We start from the raw sequence: 15,864 nt of genomic DNA, 5'->3' as shown, positions 1-15,864 counted from the left end.
GACGCCTGAGAGCGGGGCCGCCGCGGCGGCCCCGCTCGTGCGTTCCGGGCGGCCGATCACGCGCACGTGAGACGCCCCCATGAGCGGAGCCGGGCCCGAGGCCGCGACCGGCGGCCTCGGGCCCGGCTCCGTGCGGATTCAGGGCTCGGCGGACTCTGCGGTCCGGCGGACCGGGGCCCACGGGCCCCGCGGTCCCCGGGCCCGGCGGGTCAGCGCTCGGCGACCCGGGCGGTGCGGTCGGTCAGCACCGGCAGCAGCCAGGTGTCCAGCCGGCCCAGCGCCGCGCCCGCCTCGTCCTGCCGGTCGATCAGATAGCGGGTGCCGAGCTCGGCCAGGTACAGCAGCGCCACCACGGTGCTCGTCGGCGCGTCCAGGCCGAAGGAGGCCAGCAGGCGGGGCGCCGCCGCGACCGCCTCGTCGGCGGCCCTCCTCGGCTCCACCCCGCGCTCGGTCAGCGCGTCCCACATGTGGAAGTGGACGGCGTCGTACCCGACCGGGACGCCCTGGGTGAACCGCTCCCAGTCCCACACCAGCATCGTGTCCGCTAGCACCGCCATGTTCCAGGCGGTCCAGTCGCCGTGCCAGGCCCCCAGCGGCACCTCCCGGTCGCCGTGCGCGGCGGCCAGCCGCTCCAAGGCGCCGCGGATGCCGCTCGCCTGCGGGCCGTCCAGCCCGTCGAGCCGCTCTCGCAGGTCCTTCCAGTACGGGCCGCCGGTGAGGCGATGCCGCTCCACCCCGCCGGCCTCGGCGACCTCGCGCATGGCGGCGTGCAGCCGGTCCCGGTCGAGGGGGACCTGCCGGTTCCACACCGGCAACGGCTCCAGCACCAGGATCTCCAGGTCGTTCCAGCGGCCGGCGTGCACGGCCCGCGGCACCCGCAGCGTCCGCAGCGGCCGCTCCGCCAGGACCTCCAGCGCGGTCCGCTCGGCCCGCACCAGCTCCCGGGTCAGCGGATTGAAGCCGATCTTGGCGTAGCCGACGGTGACGCCGCGGGGGGTGAGCAGCTGGGCGACGGGTTTGCGGTTGGCCCGGTCGGGGCCCACGTGCAGCCCCATCAGCACCTCCCGGCCCAGCACCCGACCGAGATGGGCCTCGATGCCCGAACCGTCGCCGTACACCCGCAGCCGGTCCCGCAGCAGCGGACCGGCCGCCCCCGACCGCAGAGCGGCCCACAGCACCCGGGACAGCGCCGCCGCCTTGCGGGAGCGGCCCTTGTTGAAGCCCATCACCGCGGCGGCCGCCGCCCGCCGCGGGGCGGGCAGCATCAGCCTGGGCTCCCGGGCGTGGGGGACCAGCAGATACTCCCGGACCGGCCGTCCCGAGCGCTCCCGGCCGATCGTGACCTGCTGGCCGGGCCACAGCAGCGCCCCGATCTGGCGGAGATAGCGGACCCGGCCGGAAAGCCGCGCATCGTTGTCGTTCACGTGACGCTCACCCGCGTCTTCCTGTCCTTGACCAACGGGACGGTCGTCCCGATCCTCGTGCGCCCGGCGGGCCCGGGAGGCGGCTTGACCGGTTGCAGGCCGCGGGGGTGCTCGGTCCGCGCCCGTTTGAGCCGCCGCCACCGCTCCGCCCGCTCGGCGGCCAGCCGTTCCCGGCGGGCCAGGTCGTTGCGCCACAGCAGGGCGATCGCGATGAACGTCAGGCACAGCGGAGAGCCCGCGGACGGATAGGTGGTGGCGTACCAGAACGACAGCAGCACCACCAGCGACCCGGCGATCCCGATGGCGGAGTCGTCCCGCCGGTACCGCCACATGGCGTGCACGAAGAACCCGAAGTACAGCACGGTGCCGACCAGCCCGTGCGAGATCAGCACCAGCCACAGCTGCCCGGTGCTGCCGATCTGGGCGTTGCCGCACTGCCGGCAGGTGGGGGAGCGGCCGACCGCGATGGACCGGGCGCTGCCGCGCATGGCCCGGCTGGTGCCGTACCCGATGATCGGGGAGCTGCGGGCGGCCTCCACCGACTTGATCGCCAGTGTGGTGCGGATGCTGTCGCTGTGCCCGTTCTGCAGCCGGGCCTGCACCAGGCCCCCCAGCGGGGTCACCGCGAACGCCGGTATCGCCAGCAGGGCGGCGACCATCAGCGCCCCGATCACCATGACCCGGCCCTGCAGGACCATCCGGAACGCCACGTACAGCACCGCGATGATCAGCCCGACCCACACGCCTCGGTTGAGCGAGTAGACGATCGGGATCATCGCCACCGCCACCAGCAGCCCGGTCAGCCACCGCCGCCGGGGGGAGCCGTGCGCCCACCAGGCCACCACCGCCCAGATCAGCAGCACCGACAGGTTGTTGCCCCAGGTGTTGGTGTACTCGAAGGGGGCCTTGGGTCGCGGCTCGGGGGCGCTGCCGATGACCTGGTGGAGCTGGGCGACGGCCGGGTGGACCATCTCCTCGATCCACTTGTCCTTGGTGAGCCGCTGCGGCAGCAGCATCTCCAGGAGCGAGGTGAACTCCAGGGACGGCACCAGCACCCCGGCCAGCCCGCCGACGACCGTCACCACGCCGAGGAAGCCCAGCAGCCCGGCCACCTTCAACTGCGGCATCTCCTCCTCGGTGAGGTTGCCGACGTACAGCAGCATGACGGTGGCCGTCAGATAGAGCACCAGCCGGTGGGCATAACCCAGGAACCCGCCGGAGTCCGGCATGGTGTCCGGCGCGACCATGCCGAGGGCGGTCACCCCGACCAGCACCCACAGCAGGAACAGCAGCCACAGCCCGAACCCGCGCGGCACCCGGATCCGGCCCCGGCGGGCCAGAGCGACCGTCATCGGGATCGCGGCCAGCACCCAGATCACCGAGGTGAGCCCCAGCGCCCACCACAGCGGGTAGCCCAGGAACAGGGCGTACAGCGGCCAGACGGGCATTCGCCGCAGGCCGGGGAGGCTGCCCCCCTCCAGCGACTGGATGGCCTGCGGGGCCTTGTCGCGCCGTTCCGTTACGACCATGGGGCCGGGTCGGCCGGCCGGTTGACCCGGTCGACGGTTCCGGACTCCGGCCGGAGCTCGGTGTCCGACGCACCGGCATCGGGTGCGGTGGAGGTGGGATCGCCTGCGGAGGACCCCGTCCACACGACCGTGTCGCCCGGCTCGGCGGGCTCTGCGGCGGGAGGCGTCGGCAGCGCCCGCCGGCCCGGCTTGGCGCGGCTCCCCGCGGCGCGGCCCGTCGAGCCGCGTCCCGGCTGCGCCCCGCGGCCGTGGCCGGACGACCGGGTCGGGGCGGACGCCCGCCCGGCGGGCGCGAGGACCTGCTCCTGCACCGGCATCGCGATCGCGCCGAGCACCGCGCTGCCCATCCGGTCGAGCTGGCGGACGCTGTCGGAGATGTCCTCATAGCGGGCGCGCGGGATCTCCACCACGATCACGGCGGCGTCCGCCACGTCGGCGACGGCCTGGGCGTCGGCGCTCTCCACCGGGGAGGCGGTCTCCACGATGATGTAGCGGGCGGTCTTGCGCAGCCGGTTGAGCAGCTGCTCCATCGCGCTGCGCTGCAGCAGCTCGGCGGCCTCCTCCACGTCCGTGCCGGGCTGGATGACCTGCAGGTTCGGCACCGCCGGGGACTCTTGCACCACGGCGCCGGGGCCCTTGCGGCCCAGCAGCACCTCCGCCAGGCCGGGGCCGGGCCGCACCCCCAGCAGCCGGCAGCTGGCGGTGCTGTGCAGGTTGGCCGACAGCAGCAGCACCCGCGACTCGGTGCGGGCGAACCCGGCGGCCAGGTTGGCCGCGGCGATGCCGGTGCCCGCGCCGTCGCTGGCCCCCGTGACCAAGATGACGTGATGGCCGTGGCCGAGGGTGGCGGAGATCAGATGACACAGCTGGTTGACCCGCTGGCCGATGCGGCTGCGCGCGTCGTACAGGCCGACCGGGGCGGGCTTGCGGCCGAACGGGGTGGCCAGCAGCACCGGCAGCCCCGTGGCCCGCTCGATGTCGGCGGGGTGCCGCACGTGCTTGTCGATCCGGTCCCGGATCACCGCGCCCAGCAGCCCGATCAGCAGCCCGGCCATCAGCCCGCCGGGCAGGTAGAGCTGGGCCTTGGGGGACGAGGGGCGCCGCGGGGCGCTGGCCTTGGTGATGACGGTCCCGGGGGTCAGGTTGGCGGCCGTGACGCTGGCCTGTGAGAGCTGGTTGTTCAGCTTCTCCAGCTCGTCGCTGAGCAGCTGATGGCGGGTGGCGGCGGCGCCGCGCTCGGCCGAGCCGCGCGGCAGCACCCGGATCTTGGCGGTCAGCTCCTGGAGCTCGGCGGAGATCTTGGTGATCCGCTCGTTGATGGTCTGCATGCTCTCGCGCAGCCGGGCCTCGGCGCTGCCGCGCCGGTGGTCCAGATAGGCCTGCGCGAACGCGTCCGCCCCCGCCCGGGCGGCCTGCGGCGAGTCGCCGCTGTAGGCGATGTCGAGGATGGTGGAGTTCGGCGGAACGGTGACCGAGACCCTCTTGGACAGGGCGCCGGCCGACTCCGACGACTTCAGCAGCGCCTTGGCCCGGTTGGCGACCTCGGCGGAGCGCACCAGCTGGGCCTCGGTGTCGAGGTTGATGCCGTCGTTGGTGCGCCCGTTGTTGGCGCCGACCTCTTCCGCGCCGGTACGGGTGACCTGCACCGACGCCTGCGCCGTGTAGGACTTCGGCGTCAGCAGGAAGGCCAGCAGCGAGACCAGGAAGGTGCCGAGGGTGCAGGCCGCGATCAACCGCCAGCGGCGGCGCAGCATCGCTGCGTAGTCGGTGATCTCGGTCGTGTCCGGCCTGGGTGACGGGTCCATCGGTTGCGCGAACTCCTCGATCGACGGGGCGCACAGGGCATGGGAGCGGGCCGGAAAAGCCGAGATTACATTACCTTGACCTTTGTCCGGCGCGGGGGTGAGCGCAGACTCGCCCGCGCGGTGCGGTCACCTCACCGGCGCCGCACCGCACGGTCAGCGGCCCGCGGGCGGAGCGCCGTCGGGGCCGGAGGCGGAAGGGGGCCCCTGGGGCGCCGCCGGGGCCTGGGCGGGACCGGAGGCCGGGACCTGAGCCGGGGCGGGGCCCTGCCCGGCCGCCGGAGCGGGCGCACCGGGCTGCGGGGCGTCGGGCTGCGGGGCGTCGGCGGGCCGTCCCGCCGCGGGGGCGCCGCCCTTGCCGTCCTTGCCGCGCTTGCGCAGCAGCCAGAACCCGATGCCGGCGAGGGCCGCCACGAGCACCCCGCCCGCGGCCAGCAGCAGGACCAGGCCGCCGCCGTCGTCCTCCTTCGGGGCGGGCGGGATGACCTTGCCGCCGTCGGCGTGCGGGCCCGGCGCAGAGGTCTCCTGCTTGGCCTGGGCGGCCAGGCCGGTCAAGGCGATCAGCGTCTGCACCGCGCCGCCCCGCCCGGTGGACCTGGCCTGAGCGGTCAGCCGGTCCACGGTCTGCTGGGTCAGCGCCGTGGAGTGGACCCGCAGGGCGGGCCCGGCCTGCAGGATGTAGGTGCCGGACCGGCCGATCCCCTGGGCCACCTGGCGCAGCAGCTCGTCCTGCGCGGCGGCGTCGGCGGGGGCGGCCTTGGTCGGCAGCACGATCACGTACACCGGCAGCCGCCCGGAGTCGCGGGCGGTCCGCAGCCGCTCCAGCACGGCGTCGTCGAACCGTCGGCTCGCCTGCGAGTGGACGTACAGACCCTCATGCTCCAGCAGCGAGTCGACGATGGTCTGCGCGTCGGCCACGGGCGCGGCGCCGACGGGGCCCGACAGCGGGCCGAGCAGCAGCAGCGCGCCGGCGGCGAGCAGCGCCCAGATGCGGCGCAGCGAGATGCGAGACGGGCCGAGGTAGTGCTTCACCGGGACTGATCTCCCTCTTGGTGACTGATCCGGGGGGATACGTTACTCGCCCGGATCGCGCCGTATCCTGCGGATCCGCACAGTGGTGCCGAGCATGCCCGTCTCAGTGGGCGATGGGATACATTCCGTGCTCGGAGAGGGCCGGCGGCATCCGGCTCGCGTGCTGGGAAAGGGCGTCGACGCATGCAGGGATGCGGCCGGACGGCCGGCGCCGCGGCAGCGGCCCTGATCTTGATCGCCGGGTGCGAAGGGGGCTCCGGCGCCGCGCCGACCGCCGCGCCCTCCACGTCCCGTCCCGGCGCGGTGCCGCGGTCGGCCGAGCTGCGCCTGCACTGGCGGTTCGACGAGGTGACCGACCCGGTGACCGAGGTGGCCGACGCCAGCGGGGAGGGCCGGACGGGCACGGCGATCGCCTCCTCCGGCGGGCGGGTCGAGGCGGTGCGGCCGGGACATGACGGCGTGGGCGGAGCGGTGCGCTTCCCGGCCGTGTGCATCGAGGTCGACGGCAGATGCCCCCGCGCGGCGATTCAGGGGCCCGCCGATCCGGCGCTGGATCCGGGGACGGCGCCGTTCACGTTCGGAGTGCGGGTCCGGGTGGAGCGCGCCGAGTTGACCCCCGCCCACGGCTCCAACCTGATGCAGAAGGGCTCCTCCCTGACCTCCCAGTGGAAGCTGCAGATCGACGACGCCCGCGGCGGACGGCCCAGCTGCGTGGTGCGGGCGGCCGGCGGCGCGCCGTTCACGCTGGTCCGGGCGCGCGCGGGGGTCGCCGACGGCCGGTGGCACGAGGTGGTCTGCCGCCGCACCGCCGGGGAGCTGCAGATCCTGGTGGACGGCGAGGTCGTCGGCGCCGCGGCGGTCGCGCCCGGCCTCGTCGTCGCCCCGGCCGGGATGCCGGTGGTGGCCGGAGCGGCGAACGCGGCGATCCGCAACGACCAGTTCCACGGGGAGCTGGACGAGGTCTTCTTCGCGGTGGGCTGAGCCGCGGCGGTCCGGGACCTCACGGGGCCGTGCCCCGAGACCGCGCCCCGGGGGCCGTGGATCCGTCTCACAGGTCCGCGTCGACCGCGGCCCGCCGGGCCGGCGGCTCCTGGCCGCCGCGCACCGGCAGGACCGGCAGCCCGTGGCGGTGCCGGACCCACAGCCAGGTGAGGACGCCGGCGGCGGCGAAGCCCAGGAGGATCCAGGCCATGGGGACGGGCCCGAGGCCGAACATCTTCAACGCGGAGGCCAGCAGGACCAGGGCCAGCGCCCGGCGGATCAGGCCGCCGGGGGCGCGTGAGGAGATCCGCGAGCCGAGGTAGACGCCCGGGATTGAGCCGGCCAGCAGCGCCAGCGTGACCTCCAGGTGGAAGTCGCCGAACAGCAGATGGCCCAGCGCGGCGGAGACGACCAGCGGCACCGCCTGGAGCAGGTCGGTGCCGACCAGCTGGTTGGCCTTGAGCGTGGGGTACAGGGCCAGCAGCGCCACGATGATCAGCGAGCCGGAGCCGACCGAGGTGATCCCGACCATCAGGCCGCCGATCGCGCCGACCAGGGCGGTCCGCACCGGCTTGACCGTGATCTGCGGCGGGGCGACGGCGGCGGGCTCGCCGGGCGGGGCGGTGCGGCGGCGGGCGTCGGGGTGGCGGGCCGCCCGGTCGACCATCGCCTGGTAGATCCGCACGGTCAGGCCGCCGGCGGCGATGAGCAGGGCGATCCCCATGCAGGTCTGGATGACGTCCTGGACCCCCTCCCCGTCGCCGAGGGCGCGGGCGACCAGCACTCCGCAGAACGCCGCCGGCACCGAGCCGACGCACAGCCACAGCACCAGCGGCATGTGGATGGTGCCGTGGCGGTAGTGCACCGCGCTGCCGACCGGCTTCATGACGGCGGCGGCCGCCAGGTCGCTGGAGACCGCGGTGAGCGGTGACACCCCGAAGAACGTGACCAGCATCGGGGTCATCAGGGCCCCGCCGCCCATGCCGGTGAGCCCGACCACGATGGCGACCAGGAAGGAGCCGAGGGCCATCGAGTAGTCGAAGTGCATCGGGATGTCCTACCTGGTAGGTCGGAAAGTTGGGCAAAGCACGCCCACGATAGACGACGGGGCGTGCCCGCGTCTCACTCGGGGCGGACCCAACCTCCGGCCACCAGCAGGTCGAGCACCTTGTTCACCGCCTCCTCGGGGGTGAGCTGCGAGGTGTCCAGCACCAGATCCGCGTCGTCGGGCTCCTCGTAGGGGGCGGAGATGCCCGTGAAGTCGGGGATCAGGCCGGCCCTGGCCTTGGCGTACAGGCCCTTGCGGTCGCGGCGTTCGCACTCCTCCAGCGGAGTGGACACGTGCACCAGCACGAAGTCCCCGGTGGCCTCCACCATCCGCCGCACCTCGGCGCGGGTCTCGGCGTACGGGGCGATGGGCGCGCAGATCGCCACCCCGCCGTGCCGGGTGATCTCGGCGGCGACGTAGCCGATCCGGCGGATGTTCAGGTCCCGGTCGGCCTTGGAGAACGACAGCCCGGCCGACAGCAGCCGCCGCACCACGTCCCCGTCCAGCAGCGTGACGGTGCGGCCGCCGCGCTCGATGAGGGCGTCGGACAGCCCCCGCGCCACCGTGGACTTGCCCGACCCCGACAGGCCGGTGAAGAACACCGTCAGCCCGCGTCGCAGCTTCGGCGGGCGCGCCACGGCCAGCTCGGCGGCCACCGCGGGCGGGGTGAACCATTCGGGGATCGGCTCCCCGCGGTCCAGCAGGTCCTCCAGCTCGGCCCGGGTCAGTTCGGCCTGCACATGGTCGGGCTCGATCCGGGCGACCGGCCGCCACACCTCCACGTCGGCGTCGTAGGCCCACGGCTCGGGGCGGACGACGGGGATCGCGGTGGTGGCGTCCTCGGTCTCCTCGCTCGCCTCGTCGGCCTCGGCGCCCATCAGATGGGTGGCCCCGTAGGCCGCCGCGACATGGGAGCGCAGCCGCAGATCGCGTTCGTCGTCCACGCCGGGGCGCGGCGGCAGCGGCACCGGCACGATCCGGGCGCCGTCGGGCAGGTCGCGGCGCACCGCCAGCAGCGCCCGCACCAGCGACTCGTCGTGGGCGCCGCCCAGCAGCGGCATCACCAGCACCGTCGCGTTCAGCTTCTCGGCGAGCTGGCGGAGCTGGCCGAGCTGCTTGCGGTGCAGCGGCTCGCGGGTGGCCACCGCCAGCACCGCCCCCTCGGGGAGCTCGGCGGCCACCTCGTCGGGGCGGCGGCGCAGCCGGTGGAACGGGCCGTGCGCGGGGGCGCGCAGCGGCTCCAGCGGGCCGGCCAGCCGCCAGTCGGAGGTCGTGGGGTCCTGCCAGGCCTCGGTGACCTGCAGCACCGCCAGCGGGACGCCCTCGGGGTCCTGGAGCACCAGCCGTTCATGGGAGGTGAGGTCCTGAGGGACCGTCAGCGTGACCGGCACCGGCCACGGGGTCCCGTCGGCCAGTCGGCCTCCGGCGATCACCATGGCCGCGTCGAAGGCGCCGAGGAACCCGGTCAGCGGACGGTACGCCCCGGTGAGCAGCAGTTCCAGATCAGCCAGCTCGACCGGGTCGGGGGTCCAGGACGGCAGGTCGCGCAACGTGTCGGGCAGCTGGTCAAGATGGCCGGCTTCGGCGGTCACCGCAGTCTCCGTTCCCGGCCCGGATTCTTCATCGGGCCGGCCAAGTCGGCGAATCCTCTCTCAACGCTCCTGTCGCCGGTCATGCCCATGCGGGTTCGCTCCCTCCACAGCAGGGCCGAGGCCGCGCGTTGAAAAAAGGGTTCATGGGGTACGCGCCAAAAAATACTGCGTTCGCGGCCGATGCGCGCACCGGCGTCCGGGGCGTCCCCGCCGTGATGCGGATCACGGTTCAGATCACCCGGGCGAACCGGCTCTCCGGCTTGCGGATCACCATCGCCACTTCGCTGTGCCCGCCCGGCAGCCGGTCCCGGGTGACCGCGGCGATCAGCCGGCACAGCGTGGCGGTGGCGCGTCCGGCGGCGGTCAGCATCTGCGCGGAGGCGTGCTCCTCGGTGATGACCAGCCCGCGCATCATGCAGTACCACTGCATGCCCTTGCGGGAGGCGATCTCGTCGTAGACGGCCGGCGGCAGGCCGCCGGCGTTGCGGGCGCGCCGCTGGCGGCCCGGCAGCAGCCGGTCCACCAGGCCGTAGGCGGTGCCGCGGTCCCGCAGCCGCACCAGCAGCAGCCCACCGGGCTTGAGCGCGGCCACGATGCGGTCCAGCACCAGCTCGGCGTGCGGCACCCGTTCGATCAGGTACGGCGCGTGCACGATGTCGTAGGTCCGCGGCGGCATCGGCACGGTGCGCAGGTCGCCCAGATGGCGGGCGTGCAGGTCGGTGCGGGCCTCGGCGTGCGCGCGCAGCGCCGGCAGATCCGCGTCCACCCCGACGACCTGGCAGTCCAGATCGGTCAGCCCCAATCCGTGGCCCCAGCCGCAGCCGGCCTCCAGGATCTCGATGGTCTGCCCGCGACGCTCGAGGGCGTATTGGCGGGCTCGTGCGGAGAACAGATCGCCGTCGTTGACCGGCGGCGTACGCAGATCGGTCACGTTTCGCAGAGTAGCCATTCGACTCCGCAGCGTCCGCCATTTGCCTCATCTTGACGTGTCTCATGGCAACCCTCCGTGACCGCGGCGGCCGCGCCGGTCTCCGGCCGGCCCGGCGTAGACTGGGGCCGACCCGGGGGTCGACGCCCGTCCCGGGTCTTCGGGCTGCCCCGACACGGGATCGGGGCCGTCGGCCGGGCACCGGGCCGAACCCTGGATGACGATGACTCTCACCGGACTTCTCGACGTCGCCGTCGGCGATCGCCCCTTCGCCGAGGCGCTGCGCGCCTACGCCCAGGCCCGTTCGGACCGCGACGTGGTGGCCCCGCCGTCACTGTGGCCGGTGCTGGCCGCCGCGCTGGCGCGCGCCTCCGGCTCCGGCACGCTGCTGGCGGTCACCGCCACCGGCCGCGAGGCCGAGGACCTGGAGGCGGCGCTGACCTGCTTCCTGGACCCGCACCGGGTGGCGCACTTCCCGGCCTGGGAGACGCTGCCGCACGAGCGGCTCTCGCCGCGCTCGGACACGGTGGGGCGGCGGCTGGCGGTGCTGCGCCGGCTGGCCCACCCCGATCCCGACGACCCGGCGAGCGGACCGCTGGATGTGGTGGTCGCCCCGGTGCGGGCGGTGCTGCAGCCCGTCGTGGCCGGCCTGGGCGACCTGGAGCCGGTGCGGCTGCGCACCGGTGACGAGGCCGACATGGACGAGACGGTGCGGCGGCTGACCGACGCCGGCTACCACCGCGTCGACCTGGTGGAGAAACGCGGCGAGGTCGCGGTGCGCGGCGGGATCCTGGACGTGTTCCCGCCCACCGAGGAGCATCCGCTGCGGGTGGAGTTCTGGGGCGACACCGTCGAGGAGATCCGCTACTTCAAGGCCGCCGACCAGCGGTCCCTGCAGGTCGCCGACGAGGGGCTGTGGGCCCCGCCGTGCCGTGAGCTGCCGCTGACCGACGCCGTCCGCGAGCGGGCGCGCGCCCTGGCCGACCGGCACCCCGAGCTGGCCGAGATCCTCACCCGGATCGCCGACGGCGAGGCCGTGGAGGGCATGGAGGCGTTCTCCCCGGTGCTGGTCGACCGGATGGAGCTGCTGGTCGAGCTGCTGCCGGAGGGCTCGGCGCTGCTGGTGTGCGAGCCGGAGCGGATCCGCACCCGCGCCGAGGAGCTGGTGCGCACCAGCCAGGAGTTCCTGGAGGCCAGCTGGGTCAACGCCGCCGTCGGCGGGCAGGCCCCGATCGATCTGGGCGCGGCGGCGTTCCGTTCCCTGGAGGAGGTCGGCGACCAGGCCGCCCGGCGCGGTCTGCCGCGATGGACGGTCACCGCGCTCACCGGCGAGAGCGACGCCGCGGTCCACCTGGACGTGCACGCCGCCGAGCAGTACCGGGGCGACACCGCCCGGGTGATCGGCGACATCAAACGCTGGGTCGACGACCGGTGGCGGGTGGTGCTGGTCACCGCCGGGCACGGCCCCGCCGAACGGCTCGCCGAGGTGCTGCGCGAGGAGGGCCTGGGCGCCCGCCTGTCGGACCTGCCCGAGCCGCCCGAGCCGGCGGTGGCGCATGTGGCCACCGGACGACTGGGCAGCGGGTTCGTCTGGGAGTCGGTCAAGCTCGCCGTCCTCACCGAGACCGACCTGACCGGGCAGCGCGCCTCCACCCGCGACATGCGGCGGATGCCCTCCCGGCGGCGCGGCGGCATCGACCCGCTGCAGCTGCGGCCCGGCGACTATGTGGTGCACGAGCAGCACGGCGTCGGCCGCTATGTGGAGATGGTCAGCCGCACCGTGCAGGGCGCCACCCGCGAGTACCTGGTGCTGGAGTACGCCCGCGGCGACCGATTGTTCGTGCCGACCGACCAGCTGGAGGAGATCACCCGCTATGTCGGCGGCGAGGCGCCCACGCTGCACCGGCTCGGCGGCGCGGACTGGCAGAAGACCAAGTCCAAGGCCCGCAAGGCGGTCAGGCAGATCGCCGGGGAGCTGATCCGGCTGTACTCGGCGCGGATGGCCACCCCCGGCCACGCGTTCGGCCCCGACACCCCCTGGCAGCGGGAGCTGGAGGACGCGTTCCCGTACGTGGAGACCGCCGACCAGCTCGCCGCCATCGAGGAGGTCAAGCGGGACATGGAGAAGCCGGTCCCGATGGACCGGCTGATCTGCGGCGACGTCGGCTACGGCAAGACCGAGATCGCGGTGCGGGCGGCGTTCAAGGCGATCCAGGACGGCAAGCAGGTGGCGGTGCTGGTGCCGACCACGCTGCTGGTGCAGCAGCACCTGTCCACCTTCACCGAGCGGTTCGCCCCGTTCCCGGTGGTGATCAGGCCGGTCAGCCGGTTCCAGACCGACGCCGAGATCGAGCAGACCATGCGCGGCCTGGCCGACGGCAGCGTGGACCTGGTGATCGGCACGCACCGGCTGTTCTCGGCGCAGAGCCGGTTCAAGGACCTGGGCCTGGTGATCATCGACGAGGAGCAGCGGTTCGGGGTCGAGCACAAAGAGGAGCTCAAGCGGCTGCGGACCCAGGTGGACGTGCTGGCGATGTCGGCCACCCCGATCCCGCGCACCCTAGAGATGGGCCTGACCGGCATCCGGGAGATGTCCACCATCCTCACCCCGCCGGAGGAGCGGCATCCGATCCTGACGTTCGTCGGCCCCTACGACGACAAGCAGATCGCCGCCGCCATCCGCCGTGAGCTGCTGCGCGAGGGCCAGGTGTTCTTCGTGCACAACCGGGTGCGGTCCATCGACCGGGTGGCGGCGCACCTGCGGGAGCTGGTCCCGGAGGCGCGGATCGCCACCGCGCACGGTCAGATGAACGAGCACCAGCTCGAGCGGGTCATGGTCGACTTCTGGGAGAAGAACTACGACGTGCTGGTGGCCACCACCATCGTCGAGTCCGGCCTGGACATCCCCAACGCCAACACGTTGATCGTGGACCGCGCCGACACCTACGGCCTCTCCCAGCTCCACCAGCTGCGCGGCCGCGTCGGCCGGGGCCGGGAGCGCGGATACGCCTACTTCCTGTACCCGCCGGAGACTCCGCTGACCGAGACCGCCCACGAGCGGCTGGCCACCATCGCCCAGCACACCGAGATGGGCGCCGGCATGTACGTGGCGATGAAGGACCTGGAGATCCGCGGCGCCGGCAACATCCTGGGCGTCGAGCAGTCCGGGCACATCGCCGGGGTCGGGTTCGACCTGTACGTGCGCATGGTCGGGGAGGCGGTCCGCGAGCTGAAGGCCAAGACCGGCGGCGAGGCCGAGCCGGTGGAGCTTCCCGAGACCAAGGTGGAGCTGCCGGTCGACGCGCATCTGCCGCACGACTACGTGCCCGGGGAGCGGCTGCGGCTGGACGCCTATCGGCGGATCGCCGCGATCACCTCCGACGAGGAGGTCGAGGCGGTGCTCGAGGAGCTGAAGGACCGGTTCGGCGAGCCGCCCGAGCCGGTGCTCAACCTGCTGGCGGTCGCCCGGTTCCGGGTCCGCGCCCGCAAGGCCGGGCTCACCGAGGTGGCCCTGCAGGGCAACCACGTCCGGTTCGCGCCCGTGGAGCTGCCGGACTCCCGGCAGGTGCGGCTGCAGCGGCTGTACCCCAAGAGCGTCTACAAGGCCGCGACCGGCACCCTGTTGGTGCCGGCCCCCAAGACCGCTCCGCTGGGCGGGCGCCCGCTGCGCGACGTCGCCCTGCTGAAGTGGGCGACCGACCTGGTGGAGGCGCTGTTGTTGGAGCCGGCCCGCGCCTAGGATGGCGCGGACCCCAGGACGGGTCCGCACGGTCGCAGGACCGTTCTTCGGACGATCTTCGACGATGGGAGCCTCGTGTTCCGTACCGCTGTCAAGACGGCACTGGCCGCCGGGGCCGCCGCGATGGTGCTGACCGGCTGCCAGCCGATGAAGATGGGCTCGGCGGCCATCATCGGCGATGAGCGGATCACCACGGCCGCGCTGCACCGCACCGTGGAGGAGTGGAACGAGCAGTTCCGCGCCGACCCGGAGGCCAACATGCGGCGCGTCGGCTCGCTGGCCCCCGACCAGCGCCTGCCGATCGACGCGATCTCCGAGTCGCAGATCCGGGAGGCGCTGACCCGGCTGGTGATGATCCGGCTGGCGGACGAGGTGGCCCGCACCGAGCGGATCGACGTCTCCACGGGCCAGGTCGACGAGCTGATCGAGCAGGCCGGCGGGCAGCGGCGGGCCGGGTCCATCACGCTGGCCAACGGGCTGCCGGTGCGCTACACCCGGGACCTGGCGCGGCAGGAGCTGATCCAGCAGGAGGTGCTGACACGCCACGGCTTCGAGCCGAACGCCTCCCGCGACCGCATCAGGCAGGTCCAGCAACAGGTGGTGCGGCTGTACGCCGACGCCGCCCGCCGGCTGAAGGTCAAGATCAACCCTCGCTACGGCGAGTTCGACGTCTCCCGGCTGGCCGTCATGCCCACCGTGTACGGCCTGTCGCGCGGCGAGACCGGCACCGGGGAGCCGCCGGAGGACGCGAGCTGACATGGGGCTGATCATGCTGGCGACCACCCACCGGGTGGCGGCGGGCCTGCTGAGCTGGCGGGCGTGGGAGACGCTGCGGTCGGCGGACCGGGTGCTGGCCCGCGGCGACCAGCCGCAGCTGCCGTACCTGCGGGAGGCCGGCGTCGCGGTGGAGGTCGTCGACCGGGAGGCGCCGGAGCTGGCCGCCGAGCTGGTGGCGGCCGCGGCCGCGGGCACGGTGGTGTGGGTGGCCGACCCCGACGGCGACGAGCCGCTGATGCGCCGGGTCGGGGAGCTGGTGGTGCACGCCGCCGACCCGGTGGAGGTGGAGGTGCTGCACGGCTCCTACGACCTGCCGGGGGCGCGGCTGCTGGACCTGGTGTCGGTGATGGACCGGCTGCGCCGTGAGTGCCCCTGGGACCGCAAGCAGACCCACGCCACCCTCGTCCCCTACCTGCTGGAGGAGGCCTACGAGCTGGCCGACGCGGTGGAGGACGGCGACCACGCGGCGCTGCGCGAGGAGCTCGGCGACGTGCTGATGCAGGTGGTCTTCCACGCCCGGGTGGCCGAGGAGCGCACCGACGAGACCCGCTTCACCGTCGACGACGTGGCCGCCGGGATCGTCGAGAAGCTGGTGCGCCGCCATCCGCACGTGTTCGGGGACGTGTCGGTCGCCGACGCCGACGAGGTCAACGCCAACTGGGAGCGGATCAAGGCCGCCGAGCGGGCCGCCAAGGGCGGCGAGCGGTCGATCCTGGACGGGGTCGCGATGGGCCAGCCCGCGCTGTCGCTGGCCGCGCAGCTCTACCGGCGGGCCCTCCGGGCCGAGGCCCCCGAGGAGCTGCACGCCGACCTCGGCGAGGGCGTCGGCGCCGAGCTGTTCGCGGCGGCCCGCCGCGCCCAGCGGGACGGGGTCGACCCCGAGGCCGCGCTGCGCACCGTCGCCCGCCGGTACGCCGACCGCATCCGCGCCTGGGAGTCGCGCGAGCGCGACCGCCGGGCGGACGGGGAGGACTGAACGGCGCCCCGGCGCCGCGGCCGGCCCGTCGGGGGC

Annotated in this window: 11 protein-coding genes; 4 read left to right on the top strand and 7 right to left on the bottom strand. The window is 74.1% G+C overall.

Annotated elements, in window-relative coordinates; genetic code table 11:
- Positions 1–209: 209 nt before the first annotated feature.
- The 4 genes from EIO00_RS08725 to EIO00_RS08710 all read right to left on the bottom strand — a co-directional run bounded on the left by EIO00_RS08725 (position 210) and on the right by EIO00_RS08710 (position 5,787).
- Positions 210–1,424 (bottom strand): hypothetical protein, encoded by a 1,215-nt coding sequence (locus EIO00_RS08725; RefSeq protein WP_140177002.1) that lies wholly within the window; start codon positions 1,422–1,424, stop codon positions 210–212.
- Positions 1,421–2,953 carry an O-antigen ligase family protein gene (locus EIO00_RS08720; protein ID WP_140177000.1) on the bottom strand — a complete coding sequence of 511 codons (1,533 nt, stop codon included), beginning with the start codon at positions 2,951–2,953 and terminating at the stop codon, positions 1,421–1,423. Before EIO00_RS08720 ends, EIO00_RS08725 begins: the two co-directional genes overlap by 4 nt.
- The gene (locus EIO00_RS08715; protein ID WP_140176998.1) at positions 2,944–4,758 is read right to left on the bottom strand and encodes a Wzz/FepE/Etk N-terminal domain-containing protein; all 1,815 of its coding nucleotides are present in this window, start codon (positions 4,756–4,758) and stop codon (positions 2,944–2,946) included. The genes EIO00_RS08720 and EIO00_RS08715 overlap by 10 nt, the downstream gene beginning before the upstream one ends.
- Positions 4,759–4,911: 153 nt before the next feature.
- Positions 4,912–5,787, bottom strand: a complete 876-nt coding sequence (locus tag EIO00_RS08710) for a hypothetical protein (RefSeq protein WP_140176996.1) — start codon at positions 5,785–5,787, stop codon at positions 4,912–4,914.
- A gap of 303 nt (positions 5,788–6,090) precedes the next feature.
- Between EIO00_RS08710 and EIO00_RS08705 the strand changes: the two genes are divergently transcribed.
- Positions 6,091–6,768 carry a LamG-like jellyroll fold domain-containing protein gene (locus EIO00_RS08705; RefSeq protein WP_140176994.1) on the top strand — a complete coding sequence of 226 codons (678 nt, stop codon included), beginning with the start codon at positions 6,091–6,093 and terminating at the stop codon, positions 6,766–6,768.
- 67 nt (positions 6,769–6,835) lie between these two features.
- On the opposite strand, the gene EIO00_RS08700 is transcribed toward EIO00_RS08705, so the two are convergent.
- From EIO00_RS08700 to EIO00_RS08690, 3 genes are all read right to left on the bottom strand, one after another.
- On the bottom strand, positions 6,836–7,816 hold the full coding sequence (locus EIO00_RS08700; protein ID WP_140176992.1) for a sulfite exporter TauE/SafE family protein: 981 nt from the start codon (positions 7,814–7,816) through the stop codon (positions 6,836–6,838).
- Between the two features lie 74 nt (positions 7,817–7,890).
- Positions 7,891–9,408, bottom strand: coding sequence for an adenylyl-sulfate kinase (cysC, locus tag EIO00_RS08695; RefSeq protein WP_140176990.1), 1,518 nt, complete (start codon positions 9,406–9,408; stop codon positions 7,891–7,893).
- 229 nt (positions 9,409–9,637) lie between these two features.
- Positions 9,638–10,339 carry a class I SAM-dependent methyltransferase gene (locus EIO00_RS08690; RefSeq protein ID WP_241661227.1) on the bottom strand — a complete coding sequence of 234 codons (702 nt, stop codon included), beginning with the start codon at positions 10,337–10,339 and terminating at the stop codon, positions 9,638–9,640.
- Positions 10,340–10,559: 220 nt separating this feature from the next.
- Here EIO00_RS08690 and mfd point away from each other — a divergent pair, with 220 nt between their 5' ends.
- The 3 genes from mfd (at position 10,560) to EIO00_RS08675 (ending at position 15,828) form a co-directional block, all read left to right on the top strand.
- Positions 10,560–14,075, top strand: a complete 3,516-nt coding sequence (gene mfd / locus EIO00_RS08685) for a transcription-repair coupling factor (RefSeq protein WP_140176986.1) — start codon at positions 10,560–10,562, stop codon at positions 14,073–14,075.
- A 75-nt stretch (positions 14,076–14,150) separates the two neighbouring features.
- A complete protein-coding gene (locus EIO00_RS08680) occupies positions 14,151–14,831 on the top strand; it encodes a SurA N-terminal domain-containing protein (protein ID WP_140176984.1) in 681 nt (226 codons plus the stop codon).
- A gap of 1 nt (position 14,832) precedes the next feature.
- A complete protein-coding gene (locus EIO00_RS08675; RefSeq protein ID WP_140176982.1) occupies positions 14,833–15,828 on the top strand; it encodes a nucleoside triphosphate pyrophosphohydrolase in 996 nt (331 codons plus the stop codon).
- Positions 15,829–15,864 lie beyond the last annotated feature (36 nt).

Origin of the sequence: Thermomonospora catenispora (assembly GCF_006363815.1) — a bacterium.
Lineage (GTDB): Bacteria > Actinomycetota > Actinomycetes > Streptosporangiales > Streptosporangiaceae > Thermomonospora > Thermomonospora catenispora.
This window is presented reverse-complemented; position numbering and strand designations above follow the sequence as displayed.